Raw genomic sequence first — 19,149 nt, 5'->3', positions numbered from 1 at the left:
CTCCGCCTGGGGTCAGGCGGAACGCTGCCGTGAAATTTCGTACAAACTGATGCCCACGGCCATGGACGCATTGAGCGATTCCATGGCGGAGTCGATGGGAATGGACACGATCTGGTCGCAGTTTTCGCGGACCAGGCGGGACAGGCCCTTGCCTTCGGAGCCTACAACGATGCAAACCGGGTCCTTGGCCAGGACGATATCCGGCAGGGACACGTCGCCGTCGCCGTCCAGGCCGAGCACGAAGATGCCCATTTTCTTGAACGTCTTCAGTGTGTTGTTCAGGTTGCCCGCGCGGGCCACCGGAACGCGGACGGCTGCACCGGCGCTGGTCTTCCACGCGGAGGCGGTCATGCCCACTGCACGGCGTTCCGGAACAATGACGCCGTGGGCGCTAAAGGCGGATGCGGAGCGGATGATGGCACCCAGGTTGCGCGGGTCGGTAATGCCGTCCAGCGCCACGAACAGGGGCGCGTTGCGGATGTGCCCCTTCTTCCAGGCCTCAATGGTCTCCTGGGCCAGGTCCGTGGGGTCGGCGTATTCATACGGCGGGATCTGCAGGACCAGGCCCTGGTGGACGGCGTCATTGGTCATGCGGTCCAGCTCGGGCTTGTGCGTCTCCATCACGGGAAGGCCGCGGTCAGCCGCCATCTTGAGGGATTCGCGCACGCGGTCGTCCATGTCGATCCGGACAGCAACGTGCAGAGCCTTGGCGGGAATTCCGGCGCGCAGGGCTTCCACCACTGAGTTCCGGCCGGTGACAACTTCCTCAGCCACCTTGCCGCGGACGTTGGTTCCGCTGCGGCCGCCGGCGGCCCGGTTGTCGCGGGAGTCCCCGCGCTTGGCTGCCGAACGCTCGGAGAGCTGCTTGTTCTTAAACGCCTTGTGGTAAGGGCGGTCTTCGGCTTTGGGGGTGGGTCCTTTGCCCTCAAGGGCTTTGCGGCCCAATCCACCGGTGCCCCCGCTGGGGCCCTTTTTGGCTTTACGCATTGCGCCGGGACGTCCGTTGTTGGCCATCGATTACACCTTAAACCTAGAAGAAAGCATTACTTCTAGTCTACGCAGGCTCGCGGGCATGCGTGTTCCACGCCGGGCAGTGTACTCCGAAAGCAAACATTCCAGGCCCCCGCCCTGGCCAACTCAGGCCTGGTCCATGCTCCAGCTGGCTCCCTCAGCCGTGTCTTCCACGGTGATGCCCACCGCTGCCAGCGAATCCCGGATGGCGTCAGCGCGGGCCCAGTCGCGAGCGGCGCGCGCAGTCCGCCGCTCTTCCAGCTGGGCCTGGACCAGTGCGTCCAGGGCCCGGTGTTCGGCGCCGGTACCGGCCGCGGGCTGCCGGACGTCATCCAGGCCAAGGACTCCCGTCATGGTCAGCACCGCGTGCAGTGCGTCCCGGACCGCGTCAGTATTGCCGTCGGCCAGGGCGGTGTTCCCGGCACGGACGGTATCGTGCAGCACGGCAAGCGCCTGGGGGACGTTGAGGTCATCATCCATGGCGGCAGCGAAGGCATCGGGCATGGCACGGCTGCTCAGGACAAAGCCGTGGTCCCCGGTGCCGTACACCTTTGCGCGTGACTTGGCGATAAACCCGTCGATCCGTTCCACCGCCGCGGCGGCTTCCTGCAGCGAGGTAGGCCGGTAGTCGAGCACCGAGCGGTAGTGCGCCTGTCCCAGGTAATACCGCACCACCCGCGGGGACGCAGCAGCGAGCATCTCCTCCGGGCTGACCGTATTGCCGATGGACTTGGACATTTTTTCACCCTCAAAGGTGACCATGCCGTTGTGCATCCAAAAGTTCGCGAAGCCGTCACCGGCCGCCTGCGACTGGGCCATTTCATTTTCGTGGTGCGGGAAGCGCAGGTCCAGTCCGCCGCCGTGGATGTCGAACTGCGCGCCAAGGTACTTGGTAACCATGGCCGAGCATTCCAGGTGCCAGCCCGGGCGTCCCCTGCCCCAGGGACTGTCCCACGCAGCAGTTTCCGGCTCGCCTTCCTTGGACCCCTTCCACAGCGCAAAGTCGCGCGGGTCACGCTTGCCGCGCGGGCCGGCGTCGGGCGCTGCCTGCATGTCGTCGATGTTTTGCCGGGTCAGGGAGCCGTAGTTCTTCCAGGATCGGACGTCGAAGTACACGTCACCGGAATCATCCAGTGCCGGGTAGGCGTGGCCCGCCTCAATCAGGCGTGCAATCAGGGCATGCATTTCCGGAATATGGCCGGTGGCGCGGGGCTCATAGGTGGGCCGCTGCACGCCGAGCGTGTCATAGGCCTTGGCGAATTCCTGCTCGAAGCGGTACGCCAGGGCCCACCAGGGCTCGTCGGGAACGACGTCGGGCCCGGGCTTCGCGCCCATCGATTCAGCGGACTTCGCCAGGATCTTGTCATCAATGTCCGTCACGTTGCGGACAGTGGTGACCCGGTAGCCCCGGAACTGCAGCCAGCGCGTGAGCTGGTCAAAGGCGATCGCGGAGCGGATGTGCCCCACATGCGGCCGCCCCTGCACCGTGGCGCCGCAGTAGTACAGGCTGACCTCCCCCTCTTTCAGGGGAACAAAGTCACGGACCTGCGCGGAAGCGGTGTCATAGAATCTCAAGCTCACCGCTCTAGGCTATCGCGCGGCGCCTGGGGAGGCCGCAACCCGCGCAAGGCGGAGACATCTAGACCCGGACAACAATGGCGGTTGCGACGGCGGCAATGCCTTCCCCGCGTCCGGTGAAGCCCAGGGCGTCCGTGGTCGTCGCCGAGACGCTCACGGGAGCGCCGGCAGCACCGGAGAGGACCGCTTCAGCCTCGGCGCGGCGGGGAGCGAACTTGGGCCTGTTGCCGATCAGCTGCACAGCCACGTTGCCGATCTCGAACCCTGCTCCGCGGACAATCCGGGCGGCCTCACTCAGCAGCGTCAGCCCGGAGGCTCCGGCGTATTGGGGCCGGTCGGTTCCGAAGTGCGTGCCCAGATCGCCAAGGCCCGCGGCGGAAAACAGGGCGTCCGCCGCAGCGTGGGCCACGGGGTCGCCGTCGGAGTGGCCGGCCAGTCCCCGCTCGCCCTCCCACAGCAGGCCTGCAACCCAGAGCGGCCGGGGAGCATCAAGGGGAGCAAAGGCGTGGACATCAACACCGACGCCGGTGCGGGGAAGGTTTGCTGCAGGCATGGATCAGTCCTTCGGGAGTTTGTGTTCGCTGGCGAGCAGCGCTTCGGCCAGCAGAAGGTCCAGCGGCGTGGTGATTTTGAGGGAGCGTTCCGATCCCTCCACAACGTAAACGACGGCGCCAAGCGACTCCGCGAGCATGGCGTCATCCGTGATGGCTGCGGCTTCTTCGGCAGTGAATCCTTCCGCTGCCCGATGGGCCCGGCGCAGCAGCGCGGCCTCAAACCCCTGCGGGGTCTGGACCGCGCGAAGGACCGACCGGTCGGGTGTGCCGGTGACCCGGCGGGAGGCTATGGCTGACTGCTCCGGAGGTGTTGCCGCGGTGCTCTTGACGGTGTCGGTGACAGGCACTGCAGGAATGACTGCCGAAGCACCGGATGCCAGCGCGTCCGCCACCCGCCGGAAGACCTCCGGCGGAGTCAGCGCCCGAGCTGCATCGTGTACCAGGACGGCGTCGAGGTCCGGCGGAAGGGCAGCGAGTGCCGCACGGACTGAATCGGAGCGGGTGGCACCGCCCTCAACCACGGCGCAGGGGACGCTCAGGTCCGCTTCCCGGCACAACGCATGCATGATGGTGTCCCCGGCGGGGACGGCCACGCTGACCGCGGCGGCTATGCCGGCTTCCTCCACGCCCTGAAGTGCATGGGCCAGCAGCGCCACACCGGACAGCGGAACCTGGGCCTTGGGGATGCCGTACCCCAGCCGCTGACCGGAACCTCCCGCTACGAGAATGACGCCGATGCGCTGCGGAGGGGAAGTTGTTGAAGACACCCCCTCAGCCTAGTGCCCTGTGCCGGACCGGCCGAAAGCGCCTCTTTCCTTTTTCAAACACAAAAGGCCCTTTAACGACAAAATGCCGGTCCCGAAGGACCGGCAGCATGCCATACGTGCTGCGGTTGTGGATGCTGCTTAGCTTGCCAGAACCTTGTCCAGGACAACTGCGGCCTGGTCTTCGTCCGTCTTTTCAGCCAGCGCCAATTCCGAAATCAGAATCTGGCGGGCCTTTGCGAGCATGCGCTTTTCTCCTGCCGAGAGGCCGCGGTCGTGGTCGCGGCGCCACAGGTCACGGACGACCTCTGCCACCTTTACCACGTCACCGGAGGCCAGCTTCTCCAGGTTTGCCTTGTACCGGCGCGACCAGTTGGTGGGCTCTTCAGTGAGCTCGGCGCGCAGCACATCAAACACATGCTCCAGGCCTTCTTTGCCCACAACGTCCCGAACCCCTACGAGGTCAACGTTCTCAGCCGGTACTTCTATGGTCAGATCACCCTGTGCCACCTTAAGCTTGAGATACATTTTCTCTTCGCCCTTGATGGTCCGCATCTTGATCTCTTCGATCTTCGCGGCACCGTGGTGAGGGTAAACAACTGTTTCGCCAACCTCAAAAACCATGTGGACTTTCCCCTTTCCCAACCTCTAGTTTACCATGTGTGCAACACGCCGAGAAGAGTTTCCGCAGGTCAGGTATCTGGTCGTGATCTGCGCAGGTACTTTCGAGGCGTTCTTCCATTCTCACCTGCACGGATGCGCTTCCGGCGGCACGCTTGCCGTACCCGGGCAACGGGTGGAAATCCAACATTTTGCCCGTTTGCCGATAGGCTAGGCACAAAAGTTAGCCGCAGGTCGAAAGACCGCAATACCCCAGGAGTTTGTGCTGTGAGATTCACCCCCAAGAACAGAGCGCAGCGAGCTGCTGCCGCTGGTGTCATTGCGCTGGCCGTACTGGGAGTCTCCAGCTGCAGCGCCACGAGCGAGCAGGCAACGACGCGCGAGTACTCCCCGTCGGACGGCATCGTGGAGAACGTTGGCGAGGTGGAACTGCGGAACATCCTGGTGGTCAGCAACGGCGGCGGCGAAGAAGGCCGCCTGCTGGGCACCGTCGTGAATGCTTCCCCCGAGGACGTCGACTTCTCGCTGGCCACGGGCGGAACCACACTGACCTGGAACATTGCTTCCGGAGACAAAGTTGTCTTTGAAGATGCCCCGGACTCCGAAGTAACCGTGCCCAACGTGGACACCCTGCCCGGCACGGGACTTCGGGCAGACGCCGGCAACGGCACCGAGACCGTGATGGTGAACATCCCCGTGGTCGATGGAACCCTGAAGGATTACCGCGAGTACCTTCCCACGTCCGCCGCCACGCCTCAGGAGACGGCCACCATGGTCCCCTCCGACCAGGCGAGCACCGGCACGTCCGAAACTGCGCCTGCCGAATCGAAGTAAGCCGCCCCGGGGCGGCTGTGCCGGCCCAACGCCGGCACAGGAAGGGGACCGGGCCTTTGTGGCCTGGTCCCTTTCTGTTTTCAGCCCCGGAAGCTGTCAGGCTTCAAACTTGTATCCGAGTCCGCGCACTGTGACGAGGTGGCGGGGAGCGGCGGGATCGGGCTCGATCTTTCCGCGGAGCCGCTTCACATGGACATCCAGAGTCTTGGTGTCTCCCACGTAGTCCGCGCCCCACACCCGTTCGATCAGCTGTCCGCGGGTCATGACCCGCCCGGAATTGCGCAACAGCATTTCCAGCAGTTCAAACTCCTTGAGGGGCAGCGGTATGTGCGTGCCGTTGACGCTCACAATATGACGGTCCAGATCCATGCGCACGGGCCCGGCTTCAACGGCGGAACCGGATAATTCCCCGCCCTCCTTCCGGCGGCGGAGGACGGCTCGGATCCGGGCCGTCAGTTCGCGGGAACTGTAGGGCTTGGTGACGTAGTCATCCGCGCCGATCTCCAGGCCCACCACCTTATCGATCTCACCGTCCAGTGCGGTGAGCATGATGACCGGCACGTCGGAGCGCTGGCGAATCTGCCGGCACACCTCGGTTCCGGACTGGCCCGGAAGCATGAGGTCCAGCAGGATAAGGTCCGCTCCGCGGCGGTCGAACTCGGAAACGGCGTCTGTCCCGTTGTCCACCACCTGCACATCAAAACCCTCCCGTGACAACAGGTAGGAAAGAGGGTCGCTGAAGGACTCTTCGTCTTCAACGATCAGGATCCTGGTCACGCACTGACTCCTTGTTCGTGTGCCCCGCCGCCGGCCGGCGGAGTCGCCGGCCGGGCGCTGGCGCCTTGGTTTTCCGGCCGTTCCCGGCGCGGCCGTTCGGAATTTTCCATTTCCGGCAGCCGGACGGTAAAAGTGGAGCCCTGCCCCGGCTGGGACCACAGGCTCACTTCGCCGCCGTGGTTGGAGACCACATGTTTGACGATGCTCAGCCCCAGTCCGGTGCCGCCGGTATGCCGGGACCGTGCACTGTCCACGCGGTAGAAGCGTTCAAAGATGCGTTCCTGGTCCTCGGGCTGGATTCCGGGTCCCTGGTCCGTGACGGCAACCTGCGCCATCCCCTCACGCGAACGCAGGCCCACGCCCACCCGGCTTCCGTCCGGCGCATACCGGATTGCATTGTCGATCAGGTTGCGGAAGGCCGTGGTCAGCATCTTCGCATCACCGTAGACGGAGCCTTCCACAGCTCCCCCGACGACGACGGTGGTGTTCTTGTTCTCGGCCGGCAGCCGGTTGGCTTCCACTGCTTCCGCGACCAGCTGGTTGATGTCCACTTCCCGGGCGCGGTCCACCATGTCGGTGCTCTGCAGCCGGGACAACTCGATGATGTCCTGCACCAGGGCGGTGAGCCTTGCGGATTCCTTGCTCATCCGGGCCGCAAAGCGGCGCACTGCCTCCTCATCCCCGGCCGCATCGTCCAGCGCCTCGGAAAGCAGCGAAATGGCTCCGACCGGAGTTTTCAACTCGTGCGACACATTGGCCACAAAGTCATTGCGCACCTCCTCGGTCCGGGCAATCTCGGTGTGATCGTCGGCGAGGATGAGGATGTATTCCTCCCCCACGGTGGCAACCCGGACCTGGAGGATGGTGTTGCCCTGCCCCAGCGGGCCCCGCTGCAGCTCCAGCTGGCGTTCTTCGATGACGCCGTCCCTGCGTACGCGGGCCGTCAGGTCCAGCAGTTCCGGGGGAACGAGGGTGTGCCCGCGGACCAGCCCGAGGGCGTAGGCGCCCGGACTGGCCCGGACCACGCCGTCGACCGCGTCCACCACGACGTAGGCACGTCCGATCACGGCAAGGACCTCCGCCGCGCCGTCGGGAATGGCGGGATCATCATTGGCGGCGAGTTCCTGCCGTTGGCGGCGACTGGCCACATATGCCAGCACACCGGAGGCGCCCACGGCGAGGCCGAGGATCCCGGCGATCAGGCCCAGCAGTACAGGATTCACCCTCCTAGCTTAGGCGGACGGCGGGACCCGGGGATTCCCCCGCGGTGGCATTGGGGCATTCGTTAAACTAACGTTCATCAAAAGACGCCCAGCGGTTAACCCCCGGCTGAAATCCTGTGGAGACGGCAGTGCAAGACGCCGTGGAAACGTGAACAGAGGCTGGACAAGTGAAAGGACGCCGAAGTGCGTAAGGTTTTTCAGGCCGAGCTTCATCAGATTGGCGAAGAGCTGACCCAGATTTCCGAGCTCGTCACGGAAGCGATGCAAAAAGCCACACTCGCCTTCGAAGGCGCCGACACGGAACTGGCTCAGGATGTGATTGCCGCCGATGCGCGGATCGATTTCCTCCAGAATGATTTGGATGAGCGGGCCATTGATGTCCTCGCCCTCCAGGGGCCGGTTGCCAGCGATCTGCGGATGATCGTCGGTTCCCTGCGGATGAGTGCATCCCTCGAACGGATGGGCGACCTTGCACGGCATATCGCCCAGCTGGCCAGGCTGCGCTATCCCGAGCATGTGGTTCCGGAGGCCATGGTGGAGACCTTCAGCGAGATGGCGCGGCTGGATATCCGGATTTCCGAGCTGCTGACTGAGCTCCTTGAGACCCGGAACCTGGAGCTGAGCACGGAGATCTACGCCTGCAACAATCGGATCAACGAGCTTCACGCGGGCGTCTTTAAGGCCATTGCGGCGCCTGACTGGGCAGTGTCCGCCGTCAGCACCGTGGACCTGACCCTGGCCAGCCGCTACTTTGAGCGCTTCGCTGACCACGGTGTATCGGTGACCCGGAAGGTGAACTACCTCGTGACCGGTGAATGGCAGCCCATGTCAGAATCCAGCCGGTAGGCGGCAGCCCGCAAACAGATGCGCGAGAAACCAAAGGGCGGCCCCGAGGGGCCGCCCTTTGGTTTCTGCTGAACCTTTTGTTATTTCTTCTTGCCCTGGTTGGCAACGGCCTTGATGGACGCTGCGGCGGCCTCAGGATCAAGGTAGGTACCGCCGGCCTTGATCGGCTTCAGGTCCTCATCCAGCTCATAGACCAGCGGAATGCCCGTGGGAATGTTGACGGCCGCAATATCGGCGTCGCTGATTCCGTCCAGATGCTTGACGAGGGCGCGCAGCGAGTTTCCGTGGGCGGCGATCATGACGGTCTTGCCGGCCCTGATATCAGCGGAGATATCCGATTCCCAGTACGGCAGGAACCGCTCCAGCACGTCCTTCAGGCACTCCGTGCGGGGCAGTTCATCCGAGGACAGGTCCGCATAGCGCGGGTCGTGGGCCTGGGAGAAGTCACTGTCATCGGGCAGGGGCGGCGGCGGGGTGTCGTAGGACCGGCGCCAGAGCATGAACTGCTCCTCGCCGTATTCCGCCAGCGTCTGGGCCTTGTCCTTGCCCTGCAGTGCGCCGTAGTGCCGCTCATTCAGGCGCCAGCTGCGCTTCACATCAATCCAGATGCGGTCCGCCGCACCCAGGGCAATGTTGGCAGTGTTGATCGCGCGCTGAAGACGCGAGGTGTACAGAATGTCCGGGAGGATGTCCGCTTCCACCAGGAGCTCGCCGCCGCGGAGGGCTTCGGCGCGGCCCAGGTCCGTCAGATCCACATCCACCCAGCCGGTGAACAGGTTCTTTTCATTCCATTCGCTCTGGCCGTGGCGCAGAAGGATCAGTTTGTAAGTCATATATGTCATCGTAACGGAGGACACCGGACCGGGGCAGGGCTGCGTCCGGCTGGGCCGCGGCGGCCGGCATTTTGGCAGGCCTCCCGCCCGGTCCCAGTATCCGCACCGCTGGCAGCCCTTCAGCGGTCAGGAGCGACGGCGGCGGACCAGTAATATTGTTTAGTGCAAAAGCAGCAAAAACCCGTAGGAAATGTGACCAGGGGCACTACAAACCCTAATCGACTGCGGCGGGTGGACCGGTGGCTGGCCGGACCGCAGGGGTGGCGCCTGCGCAGAGCGGCAGACCCGCTGATCGTTGATCTTGGCTACGGCGCGGCGCCCACCACCGCCGTCGAACTTCACACCCGGCTGGGACGGATCCGCCCGGACGTAGAGGTCATGGGAATCGAGATCGACCCCGTGCGGGTGCTTTCAGCGAAGTCCCTGGAGCGGGAGGGCCTGACCTTTCGGCAGGGCGGCTTTGAACTGCCGGTGGACGGGCGCCGTCCGGTCATGGTGCGCGCGTTCAACGTGCTGCGCCAGTATTCCGAAGACGAGTATCAGGCGCACTGGAACATGGTGGTGTCCCGGCTCGCATTCGGCGGGATTTTCGTGGACGGCACCTGTGATGAGATCGGGCGGCGCTCCACCTGGGTGGAACTGGACTCCACCGGGCCGCTGTCGCTGAGCATCTCCATGCGTTTCGGGGCTTTCACGCTGCCCTCCGATGTGGCCGAACGGCTCCCCAAGGCGCTGATTCACCGCAACGTTCCGGGCGAAAAGGTTCATGCGCTGCTGCAGGCCATGGACCAGGCCTGGCTTGCCGCAGCACCGCAGGCGTCCTACGGCAACCGGCAGCGCTGGCTGGCGATGTGCGAGAGCCTGCGCTCAGCCGGATGGCCGCTGTTGACCGGCCCGGGCCGCTGGCGGCTGGGCGAAATTACCGTGGCGTGGAACGCCGTGGCACCGAGCTGACGGGTCCCGCTCCGGTTACCAGCGGCCGTACGGTCCGGAGTACCCGCGGCCGGAACCGCTGACCGCCGGTTTGACGTCCGCCAGGTAAACGCCCGCTGCCACCAGGGCAACCACGGTAAAGGGCAGCAGGCCTCCCGCGGCCACAAAACTGAGCAGCCCGACGGCGGTGGCGGCTCCGGTCATGCCCAGCCAGAAACCCTTGGTGCGCTTGTCCGCGGCTTCGAACATTTCCGGCTTGCGCCGCAGGGCATCCGAGAAGGCCCAGAGCGCGAGGATCAGCGTCGCCAGGCCGAGGGCGCGGTACAGGAGGGGCTCAAGGAGAACGACGAAGAGGATCACCGCTTCAGCCTACCGTGTCCCGGTTGCCCAGGGCCTGGAAGAGGTCGGCCCAGAGGTCCTCCGCGTTCTCAATGCCCACGGACAGCCGCAGCAGGTTTTCCGGAACCGATTTCGGCTCTCCCGGCTGCCGCCGCCGCCGTTCAATCAGCGATTCCACTCCGCCCAGCGAAGTGGCGGGCAGCCACAAACGCACGCTGTTGGCCACGGCTTCCGCCGCCAAGGCTCCACCGGCAACTTCAATGCACAGGATGGAGCCGAACCCGTTCATCTGTTGTGCCGCCCGCGCATGCCCGGCGTCCCCGGGCAGGCCCGGATAACGGACCGCTTCCACCGAAGGATGTGCGGCCAGGCGCTCGGCAAGCAACCCGGCGGTAGCCTGCGAGCGCTCCACGCGCAGCGCCAGGGTCCGCAGGCCGCGCAGCGCAAGCCATACCTCGAACGGCCCCGCAACTGCGCCGTGCAGCGAACGGTAGCTGTGGAGGCGGCCGTGCAGTTCATCATCGGAGGTGGCCAGCGCCCCCAGGACGACGTCGGAATGCCCGGCAAGGTATTTGGTCACCGAATGGAGCACGACGTCGGCCCCCAGTTCCAGGGGGCGGGTCACCAGCGGGGTGGAAAAGGTGTTGTCCGCAACAACCACTGCCCCGGCGTCATGCGCTGCGCGCGCCAGGACGTCAATTTCCGCCACCTCCAGCATGGGGTTGGTGGGGCTTTCGATCCACAGCATGCTGGCCGGCCCGGCAGAACCGCTTTCGCCGGGACCCGCGCCCCGGAGTGCATCAAGCACCTGCTGTGTGTCGGCAATGTCCACGGTGCGGACGGCGAACCGTCCGTTGGCGGCTTCCTCGGCGGCCAGGAGCAGGGAGCCCTGGTAGCTGTGCCGGGGCATGACCAGGATCCCGCCGGTGGGGACGAGGGACAGCGCTGCTGCCACGGCGGCCAGGCCGGAGGAAAAGACCAGCGCCGGCAGGGCGGCTCCTTCAAGCTCGGACAGTGCCGCTTCAAAGGGATCCCACGTGGGGTTGGAGAACCGTCCGTAGACCCGTTCGCCGGGAAGCGGCGTTCCGGCACCGTGGAAGGTGGAGGAAAGCACGATGGGCGGGTTGACCGGCGCATCCGGCTCACGCGCGGGGCGGCCGGCGGACACCACTATGGTCTCGGGGGAAAGGTCTGCGGTGCTGTGGTTCTTCGGCGCGTGGCTCATCCTCACAGGGTAGTGCGAGGCGCAAAGTCAGTGCCAATGTGTCCGGGGTGCAGGCTGCGGCCGCCGACCCGCCTCCCCCTGCCCCCGCCGCCGCGGCCTCCAGCCCGACTGGGTAGGCTAGGAGGGTGAGTATTTCTGAGTCCCCCGCCAACAGGCCGGGCCTGTTCATAACGTTCGAAGGCGGCGACGGAGCCGGGAAGTCGACCCAGGCCGCTAAGCTCACCGAGGCTCTCGAAGCTGACGGCCGAAAGGTTGTGCGCACCCGCGAACCCGGAGGCACCGCCGTGGGTGAACAGTTGCGCTCGCTGGTCCTGGAACACGGCAACGGAGAGATCGACGCCCGCACCGAGGCCTTGATCTTCGCCGCATCCCGCGCCGCGCACGTCGCCCAGGTGATCCGCCCGGCTGTGGAACGCGGAGACATAGTGGTGTGCGACCGCTTTATCGACAGCTCCGTGGCCTACCAGGGGTCCGGGCGCTCGCTGGGCACCGGGGACGTCCGGCAGCTCAACGTCTGGGCCACCGAAGGATTCTCGCCGGACCTCACGGTGCTCCTTGACGTGGATCCGGAACAAGGCAGGCTGCGGCGTACCGCCAACCAGGCCGCCGAAGACCGGCTGGAATCAGAGCCTGACACGTTCCATCTGCGGATTCGGCGGGCTTTCCTGGAACAGGCGCGGACAGATCCCTCCCGTTATCTCGTGCTCGACGCCCGTCAGCCCGTGGACGAACTGGCGGAAGCCATCCTCGCCAGGGTGAAGGAGCTGCTGCCGTGACCGTCTGGGACGATCTGCAGGGCCAGGCTCCCGTGGTGGACCAGCTGCGCCGCGGAGCCGCGCAGGCAACCCCCAACCACGCCTGGCTGTTTACCGGTCCCCCCGGTTCAGGCCGGTCCAATGCCGCCCGTGCCTTTGCCGCGGCCCTGCTGTGTGACCAGCCCGACCCCGCGCTCCGCGGCTGCGGCGAGTGCAAGGCCTGCCGCACAGCGCTCGCCGGTTCGCACGCCGACGTCACCTCCGTCACCACGGAGAAAGTGACCATCAGCATCGACGAGGCCCGGGAGCTGGTCCGCAAGGCACAGGACAAACCCTCCACGGGGCGCTGGCGCGTCATCATCGTCGAAGATGCTGACCGCATGCAGGAACGCAGCACCAACGTCCTCCTCAAGGCCATCGAAGAACCCCCGCCGCGCACCATTTGGCTGCTGTGTGCCCCCAGCCCCGGGGATGTCCTGGTCACCATCCGGTCCCGCTGCCGCGCTGTCAGCCTGCGGCTGCCTCCGGTTGAGGACGTGGCCGAGCTGCTGATCCGCCGGGACGGCATTGATCCCGATGTTGCCCGCGACGCCGCCCGTGCCGCCCAAAGCCATATTGGCATTGCCAAGCGGCTGGCCACGGATGAGGGGGCCCGCCGCCGCCGCGAATCCATCGTGCGGCTCCCGTTGTCGCTACGCAATGTCTCCGGTGCCATGAAAGCCGCCGCCGATTTGGTAGCCCTGGCTGAGGCCGAAGCCACCAGTTCCTTCGAACAGCGTGACGCCGCCGAACGGAAGTCGCTGCTGGCCTCGCTGGGCGCACCCGAGAGCGGCACCCTGCCGCCGTCGATCCGGAGCCAGGTCAAACGGCTGGAAGAAGACCAGGTGCGCCGGGCCAAGCGCTCCAAGAATGATTATTTTGACCGCGCATTGACCGATTTGCTGTCCTTTTACCGGGATGTGCTGATGCTCCAGATGGGCAGCAGCGACACGCTGGTCAATGAATCCCTGCGCCGTGAGCTGACCGAGTACGCCGCCCACGGATCCCCGGAACAGACCCTGCTGCGCATGGAGGAAATCAATCTGGTCCGTACCCGTTTGGTGTCCACAAACGTGGCACCGCTGCTGGCCATCGAAGCAATGGCGGTTAGCCTGTTATAACCCCGTGTGTGCCCACCGGCTCCTCCGCGGGCCATGAGTTTCCATTCCATCCAGGAGCAACGATGACCCCAGCCAGCCGCCGCTTTCCCCGACTCGCGCTGGCAGCAGCGTCCGCCGTCGTCGTGCTGTCCGGAATGACTGCCTGTACCGGAGACAGCGCACCGGAGGATACCGGTACCGCTTCGCCGTCCGTATCCACCGGGACGACCACAGCTGCGGCAGACGTCATTGGAGACGTTCCCGAGGACCTGCGGCACTACTACAGCCAGGAAGTGGCATGGGGAGAATGTGAGGACACTTCCTCGGACGCCTTCCGGTGCGCCACAGTGGAGGTTCCGCTGAACTACGCGGATCCGGCGGGCAAGAGCATTGACCTTGCCGTCATCCTCGCCAAATCCGAGGACACGGCAGAGGGCACCATCCTGATCAATCCCGGCGGTCCGGGCGGCTCGGGCTATGACATCGTCCATGACTCCGTGGATTACGTGACCACGGACCGGCTGCGGGAGAACTTCAATGTGCTGGGCTTTGACCCCCGGGGTGTTGGCCGCTCCGATCCCGTCGAATGCCTCACGGACGCGGAACTCGACGCCGCCCGCGAAGAGTATTACGACCCCTCCAAACCGGACGGGCTCCAGGCCGCCCGTGCCGATGCAAAGGAACTGGCCGATAAATGCGCGGAGAAATCCGGGGACCTGCTGGGATTCGTGGATACCGTCAGCGCAGCCCGGGACATGGATATCCTGCGGGCAGTGGCTGGGGATAAGCAGCTGAACTACCTTGGTTTCTCCTACGGCACGTTCCTCGGCGCCACCTACGCTGAGCTTTTCCCCGAAAAGGTTGGCCGCATGGTGCTGGACGGCGCTCTTGATCCTTCCGCCAGCAACGAAGAAATCACCCTCGGACAGGCCGAAGGGTTTGAGAACGCCATCCGCGCGTACGTGGAGGACTGCCTGACCTCCGCTGACTGCCCGTTGTCCGGCACCACGGATGAGGCTATCGAGACCATCCGCGAGCTGATCGCTTCTGTTGAGGCCAGCCCGATGACGGCTAAGGACGGGCGCACAGTGACAGCGTCCACGTTCGTCACCGGCTTCATCGTGCCGCTGTACAACTCGGACAACTGGCCCATCCTGACCCGGGCCATCGACGAGGCCCTTCAGGGCGATCCCTCCACCATGCTCTATCTGGCCGACCTGAACGCTGACCGCCAGCCCGACGGCACTTACGGATCCAATACCACCGTGGCCTTCAGCGCCATCAACTGCCTGGACTATCCCATGACTGCCGACAATGAGCAGATGGCGCTGGACGCCAAACAGCTGGAGGAAGCTTCCCCCACGATCGGCAAGTTCCTGGCCTACGGCGGAATCACCTGTGAATCGTGGCCGTACCCGCCGGTCAACACCCCGCACGAGATCAACGCCGCCGGCGCCGCGGACATGCTCGTCATCGGAACCACCGGAGATCCGGCCACCCCTTACAAGTGGTCCGTTGCCCTGGCCGAACAGCTGGACTCGGCAACCCTGGTGACCTGGGAAGGCGAAGGACACACCGCCTACGGCCGCGGCAATAAGTGCATCGCCGACACCGTGGACGACTACTTCATCAGTGGAACCCTTCCCGACGGGGACAAGGTCTGCTCCTAAGCCCTTCCCCGCCCCTGCCCTGGAACTGCCCTGCCCTTCGAGGGGCGGGGCAGTTTTTTGCGGAAATCTCTGGTTCGAATTACGGGAATCTCTGTCCATAATTACCTGAGCGGCGTACTTTTTACCCATGCAGGTAAAACAGGTGACCGTCACCGGGGCCGCAAGGCGGACCCAGATCATCGACGCCACCATCGCGGTCATCGCCGAGCAGGGTTATGACAGGGCTTCCTTTGCCCGTATTGCCGAGCGGGCCGGAATTTCCAGCACGCGCCTGATTTCCTACCACTTCGCGGGCAAGGCGGACCTCATGGGCGCCGTGGCGGCGGAGGTGATCGGCGCCGTCAGCGGCTGGACCGGCCGGGCCGTACATGCAGAATCCGGCGCCGCCGCCCAGCTGCGCGCTTACATCGAGGCGACGGTGCAGTTCATCAGCGACAACCGGGCCTCCATGAAAGCCCTGACGGACATTCTCCTGGCCGGCGCGCTGGAGTACTCCACCGACGACGATGCCGAGGCTGGAGCTCCCCTGGTGGAGATGCTGCGCCGGGGACAGGCAACCGGAGAGTTCCGCTCTTTCGACCCGGTGGTCATGGCTGCAGCCGTCCAGCGCTGTGTGGACGGCTTGCCGTTCCTGCTGGAACGCGAACCTCAGCTGGACTGCGCTGCCTACGCCCGAGAACTGGCGATGCTCTTTGAGCTGGGTACCCGCAGTGACCCGCAGATCAGCCATCCCTAGCCGTGCCCCGGGGGGGGGGGGGGCACACGGCGCAGGGCAGGCGCCGGACCAAAGCTAATAGGAGGACCGCAGGTGAAGCGTTCCGAAGGATCCCGGGGTTCCCGATATCCGCTGTTGCTGCGCGGGTTTAGGACAGCTGCGGATTTCCTCCTGCCGCTGGCGCTGTTTTACGGACTTCGCGCGGCGGGGGTCAGCGCCTATCTTGCCCTGCTGGCCGGAACGGCGGTGTCCCTTGCCGGAACCGCCGTCGATCTGGTCCGCCGCCGGACCATCGGGCCGGTGACGGCCTTCGTGATCACCCTGATGGTCTTCAGCACCGGAGTTTCCCTGATCGCCGGAGATGTGCGTTTCCTGCTGGCCCGCGGTGCTTGGGCCACCGGCCTCGCGGGAGCCTGGTTTTTGGTGAGCGCCTTCACCCGGGCACCGCTGGTCTATCTCTTCAGCAGGCCGCTGCTGGAGGGACGCTTCGGCTGGCCAGACGATTGGGACGCCGTATGGGAGCGGGTGCCGCGTTTCCGCCGGATCTGGCTGGTCACCTCCGTGGCTTGGGGGATCGCCTTGATCATTGACTGCATACTGCGCATTTTCATGGCCTACACGCTGCCCGTTGACAGCGTGCCGGCGTTGTCCACCGTCCTGTCCGCCGTCACCACGGTGGTGCTCATCGCGTTCGCCAACATCTATTACCAGGTCACAGGCGCTGCCCGAAAATGGTCCCGGTTCTATGCCGGACCGCAGTCTCCTGCCTGATGGAGAAGAGTCGTTTTGACCAGCCGGGCTGTGGCATATAAAGTTGTTCCTTGTGGATTCTGGCCGTTAGCGGACAGGTGAAGCCCGCCTCCTTAGCTCAGTTGGTAGAGCGTCTCACTCGTAATGAGAAGGTCGCCAGTTCGATTCTGGCAGGAGGCTCCACAGCAAAAACCCCTGGAAACTCAGTTTCCAGGGGTTTTTGCGTTTCTCCTCGACGGCCGCCAGGGAGACTCGGAGCTATTTAGGCGAAGTCAGCCGTGGCCGGATCCGCGCCGTAACGCGTGCCGTTGTCCAGGGCGTTGATGGCCTCGATGTCCTCGTCGGAGAGCTTGAGGTCCAGGGACTCCCAGTTTTCCTTGATCCGCGACTCGGTCACGGACTTCGGGATCACGATGTTGCCCAGAGCCAGGTGCCAGGCGATGACCACCTGGGCCGGAGTGGCGCCGTCGTACTTGGCAGCGATCTCCACCAGCTTGGGGTCTTCCAGCAGGCCCTTGCCCGAGCCCAGCGGGGACCAGGACTCGTGCAGGATGTTGTGCTTCGCCTCGAAGGCGCGCAGTTCGGACTGGTTCAGGTACGGGTGGGTTTCCACCTGGTTGAGAACCGGGACAACGCCGGTGGCGTCGATGATTTCCTGCAGCGCCTCGACGGTGAAGTTGCAGACGCCGATGGACTTTACCCGGCCGGACTTCTGCAGCTCGATCAGGGCCTTCCAGGTGTCCACGTACTTGTTCTGCTTCGGCTGGAGCCAGTGGATCAGGTACAGGTCCAGGGTTTCCAGGCCAAGGCGTTCCATGGAAGCGTCAAATGCCTTCAGGGTCTCTTCGTAGCCCTGGTCGGCATTCCACACCTTCGTGGTGATGAACATGTCCTCGCGGGGAACGGAGGTGGCGGCGATGGCGCGGCCGACGCCGGCTTCGTTGCCGTAGATCTTGGCGGTGTCGATGTGCCGGTAGCCAACCTCGAAGGCCTGGCCGACAACCTTCTCGGCAACATCGTCTTCAACCTGCCACACGCCGTAGCCGAGCTGGGGAATGGTGTTGCCGTCATTGAATGTCACAAGCGGAGATGTAGTCATTTGCCTATCCTTGCAAATGACCGACAGTAATCCGCATTGAATGACGCCTCTATGCTGCCCGCGAAAAAACCGCCGGGCCTATTCCCGAATTACGGAATTATTTTTAGGAACCGGACGGACCGGTAACAACAGCCTTCAGGGCCCGCTCGGCCTCCAGAATGTCCTCTGCCACCAGCTGCGCGCGCCGGTGGACGTTTTCCAGTCCGGCGGAGGCGAAGCCCCAGCGTTCGCCCTCCAGCCGGGACATGGCGGCAGCTTCCGCGGTGGCCGCCAGTGAGTTTCCGCTGCGTGACAGGGCCCGGTGCACTGATATCAGCGCACCCGGGATGTCCTGACCGTTGCTGGGCAGACGGCGCTGCGCGCTCATGCACACTTCGCGCACGCGCGGCAGCAGCTCCGCCAGCTGGTTGGCCACGGTCACCAGTTCGTTGTAGACGGCGTCGTCCTCCACGCCCTCCAACATCTGGTGGTACCGGTCCAGGCCGCGGGTGAAACGGTCGTGGGCTCTGCGCCACACGCCTTTGCCGAGCTGGGTATCGTCCTTGCGCCCCTGCCGGGCGGCTGCAAATAATGCCATGTGTCCTACAGGTATTGACCGGGACCGGCGTGCGGTTCGGAACGGGTTGAAGCGGGTCGTCCGGGGACGGGGGCGTCAGCGCGGCGCGGCTCGCCGTTCTCGCCGACGATGACCCCGGGGGCCAGGACGGTGCCCGGCGGCAGCTGGCGCAGCTGCAGGCGTGACGCCAGCTGCTGGTTGGCTGTCTGCTGGGCGGCAATTGCAGTCTGGATTCCCCGGAACAGTCCTTCCAGCCAGCCAACCAGCTGGGCCTGGGCGATGCGAAGTTCAGCATCCGTGGGAACGGTTTCATCCACGAAGGGCAGGTTGATCCGGTGCAGTTCCTCCACCAGTTCGGGAGCCAGGCCGTCTTCGAGCTCATGCAGGGAGCGCTCATGGATTTCCGCCAGACGGTTGCGGGCGGCGTCATCCAAGGGCGCATTCCGGACTTCTTCCAGAAGCTGCTTGATCATAGTGCCAATCCGCATCACCTTGGCGGGTTCGGCCACCAGCTCACGCAGCTTGGCGGGACCGGACCCCTCCCCGCTGGGGGCTGCGGTTCCCGGGTCTCCGGACCCCTCGCTGGAAGCGTGGCTGACAACCCCCTGGGACGCACCCGCACCGTTCCCTGCACGGCCCTGGGCAGATCCCGAATTGGCGGCAGAGGTTCCCACCGGAGGATTGCTGGACGGGATTTCCGGACCGCTGCCGGCCCTGTTGGCGTCTGATGAATCCTCGGAACCGGGCGCAGGCACCGTATCCGGCCGGTCGGCGGATCCGTTCTCTTCAGTCATGCGTTAATGCTCTCATGCTTGGGCTCCAATGCCGGAGGACGGTCAGCTTTACAGCTCTTCTCCGCTCACATTGCGGCAGCTCCTCAGCCTTTTGACGCCTCCCTCCTTACGGCAGGGCGGTCGGAGCCGCGGC

21 protein-coding genes and 1 tRNA gene are annotated in these 19,149 nt (G+C 64.9%); 9 read left to right on the top strand and 13 right to left on the bottom strand.

Going from position 1 to position 19,149, the window contains the following annotated elements:
• Positions 1-12: 12 nt before the first annotated feature.
• The 5 genes from rlmB to ACIQXM_RS16985 form a co-directional block, all read right to left on the bottom strand.
• Positions 13-1,014 carry a 23S rRNA (guanosine(2251)-2'-O)-methyltransferase RlmB gene (gene rlmB, locus ACIQXM_RS17005; RefSeq protein ID WP_400933585.1) on the bottom strand — a complete coding sequence of 334 codons (1,002 nt, stop codon included), beginning with the start codon at positions 1,012-1,014 and terminating at the stop codon, positions 13-15.
• Positions 1,015-1,137: 123 nt separating this feature from the next.
• Entirely contained in the window at positions 1,138-2,592 is a 1,455-nt protein-coding gene (gene cysS / locus ACIQXM_RS17000; RefSeq protein WP_400933583.1) for a cysteine--tRNA ligase, read from the bottom strand.
• Between the two features lie 58 nt (positions 2,593-2,650).
• Positions 2,651-3,142, bottom strand: a complete 492-nt coding sequence (ispF, locus tag ACIQXM_RS16995; RefSeq protein WP_400933581.1) for a 2-C-methyl-D-erythritol 2,4-cyclodiphosphate synthase — start codon at positions 3,140-3,142, stop codon at positions 2,651-2,653.
• Between the two features lie 3 nt (positions 3,143-3,145).
• Positions 3,146-3,910: a 2-C-methyl-D-erythritol 4-phosphate cytidylyltransferase gene (ispD, locus tag ACIQXM_RS16990; RefSeq protein WP_400933579.1), complete on the bottom strand. Its 765-nt coding sequence runs from the start codon at positions 3,908-3,910 to the stop codon at positions 3,146-3,148.
• 138 nt (positions 3,911-4,048) lie between these two features.
• Positions 4,049-4,531, bottom strand: a complete 483-nt coding sequence (locus ACIQXM_RS16985; RefSeq protein ID WP_104055910.1) for a CarD family transcriptional regulator — start codon at positions 4,529-4,531, stop codon at positions 4,049-4,051.
• 264 nt (positions 4,532-4,795) lie between these two features.
• Here ACIQXM_RS16985 and ACIQXM_RS16980 point away from each other — a divergent pair, with 264 nt between their 5' ends.
• A complete protein-coding gene (locus ACIQXM_RS16980; RefSeq protein WP_400933577.1) occupies positions 4,796-5,362 on the top strand; it encodes a hypothetical protein in 567 nt (188 codons plus the stop codon).
• 96 nt (positions 5,363-5,458) lie between these two features.
• Here the strand turns inward: ACIQXM_RS16980 and ACIQXM_RS16975 are convergent, their stop codons facing one another.
• Together ACIQXM_RS16975 and ACIQXM_RS16970 are read right to left on the bottom strand one after the other, a co-directional pair.
• The gene (locus ACIQXM_RS16975) at positions 5,459-6,139 is read right to left on the bottom strand and encodes a response regulator (RefSeq protein WP_400933575.1); all 681 of its coding nucleotides are present in this window, start codon (positions 6,137-6,139) and stop codon (positions 5,459-5,461) included.
• A complete protein-coding gene (locus ACIQXM_RS16970) occupies positions 6,136-7,362 on the bottom strand; it encodes a sensor histidine kinase (RefSeq protein ID WP_400933573.1) in 1,227 nt (408 codons plus the stop codon). Before ACIQXM_RS16970 ends, ACIQXM_RS16975 begins: the two co-directional genes overlap by 4 nt.
• A gap of 183 nt (positions 7,363-7,545) precedes the next feature.
• Between ACIQXM_RS16970 and phoU the strand changes: the two genes are divergently transcribed.
• Positions 7,546-8,208 (top strand): phosphate signaling complex protein PhoU, encoded by a 663-nt coding sequence (gene phoU, locus ACIQXM_RS16965; RefSeq protein WP_400933571.1) that lies wholly within the window; start codon positions 7,546-7,548, stop codon positions 8,206-8,208.
• An 80-nt stretch (positions 8,209-8,288) separates the two neighbouring features.
• On the opposite strand, the gene ACIQXM_RS16960 is transcribed toward phoU, so the two are convergent.
• Positions 8,289-9,041: a phosphoglyceromutase gene (locus ACIQXM_RS16960; protein WP_400933569.1), complete on the bottom strand. Its 753-nt coding sequence runs from the start codon at positions 9,039-9,041 to the stop codon at positions 8,289-8,291.
• Positions 9,042-9,233: 192 nt separating this feature from the next.
• On the opposite strand from ACIQXM_RS16960, the gene ACIQXM_RS16955 reads away from it, so the two are divergent.
• Complete coding sequence (locus ACIQXM_RS16955; protein ID WP_400933567.1) at positions 9,234-9,995, top strand: class I SAM-dependent methyltransferase; 762 nt, start codon at positions 9,234-9,236, stop codon at positions 9,993-9,995.
• Positions 9,996-10,010: 15 nt separating this feature from the next.
• Here ACIQXM_RS16955 and ACIQXM_RS16950 read toward each other — a convergent pair whose 3' ends face one another.
• The gene (locus ACIQXM_RS16950) at positions 10,011-10,331 is read right to left on the bottom strand and encodes a DUF2516 family protein (protein WP_400933613.1); all 321 of its coding nucleotides are present in this window, start codon (positions 10,329-10,331) and stop codon (positions 10,011-10,013) included.
• 7 nt (positions 10,332-10,338) lie between these two features.
• On the bottom strand, positions 10,339-11,538 hold the full coding sequence (locus tag ACIQXM_RS16945) for a trans-sulfuration enzyme family protein (RefSeq protein ID WP_400933565.1): 1,200 nt from the start codon (positions 11,536-11,538) through the stop codon (positions 10,339-10,341).
• A gap of 125 nt (positions 11,539-11,663) precedes the next feature.
• Here ACIQXM_RS16945 and tmk point away from each other — a divergent pair, with 125 nt between their 5' ends.
• The 6 genes from tmk to ACIQXM_RS16915 all read left to right on the top strand — a co-directional run bounded on the left by tmk (position 11,664) and on the right by ACIQXM_RS16915 (position 16,750).
• On the top strand, positions 11,664-12,314 hold the full coding sequence (gene tmk / locus ACIQXM_RS16940) for a dTMP kinase (RefSeq protein WP_400933563.1): 651 nt from the start codon (positions 11,664-11,666) through the stop codon (positions 12,312-12,314).
• Positions 12,311-13,453 (top strand): DNA polymerase III subunit delta', encoded by a 1,143-nt coding sequence (locus ACIQXM_RS16935; RefSeq protein WP_400933561.1) that lies wholly within the window; start codon positions 12,311-12,313, stop codon positions 13,451-13,453. Before tmk ends, ACIQXM_RS16935 begins: the two co-directional genes overlap by 4 nt.
• A gap of 62 nt (positions 13,454-13,515) precedes the next feature.
• Positions 13,516-15,102 (top strand): alpha/beta hydrolase, encoded by a 1,587-nt coding sequence (locus ACIQXM_RS16930; protein WP_400933559.1) that lies wholly within the window; start codon positions 13,516-13,518, stop codon positions 15,100-15,102.
• A 142-nt stretch (positions 15,103-15,244) separates the two neighbouring features.
• Entirely contained in the window at positions 15,245-15,838 is a 594-nt protein-coding gene (locus ACIQXM_RS16925; protein WP_400933557.1) for a TetR/AcrR family transcriptional regulator, read from the top strand.
• Between the two features lie 72 nt (positions 15,839-15,910).
• Positions 15,911-16,588 (top strand): VC0807 family protein, encoded by a 678-nt coding sequence (locus tag ACIQXM_RS16920; protein ID WP_400933555.1) that lies wholly within the window; start codon positions 15,911-15,913, stop codon positions 16,586-16,588.
• A gap of 86 nt (positions 16,589-16,674) precedes the next feature.
• Positions 16,675-16,750 (top strand) — tRNA-Thr (locus tag ACIQXM_RS16915).
• 79 nt (positions 16,751-16,829) lie between these two features.
• Here ACIQXM_RS16915 and ACIQXM_RS16910 read toward each other — a convergent pair.
• The 3 genes from ACIQXM_RS16910 to ACIQXM_RS16900 form a co-directional block, all read right to left on the bottom strand.
• On the bottom strand, positions 16,830-17,666 hold the full coding sequence (locus tag ACIQXM_RS16910; RefSeq protein WP_400933553.1) for an aldo/keto reductase: 837 nt from the start codon (positions 17,664-17,666) through the stop codon (positions 16,830-16,832).
• A gap of 103 nt (positions 17,667-17,769) precedes the next feature.
• Positions 17,770-18,243 (bottom strand): hypothetical protein, encoded by a 474-nt coding sequence (locus ACIQXM_RS16905; RefSeq protein WP_400933551.1) that lies wholly within the window; start codon positions 18,241-18,243, stop codon positions 17,770-17,772.
• Between the two features lie 5 nt (positions 18,244-18,248).
• Entirely contained in the window at positions 18,249-19,016 is a 768-nt protein-coding gene (locus tag ACIQXM_RS16900; protein ID WP_400933549.1) for a bacterial proteasome activator family protein, read from the bottom strand.
• Positions 19,017-19,149: the final 133 nt, after the last annotated feature.

The sequence above is a fragment of the Arthrobacter sp. NPDC097144 genome (genome assembly GCF_044762205.1).
Taxonomy (GTDB): domain Bacteria; phylum Actinomycetota; class Actinomycetes; order Actinomycetales; family Micrococcaceae; genus Arthrobacter_B.
Note: the sequence above shows the minus strand (reverse complement) of the source record. Positions and strands in the feature narration are given on the sequence as shown.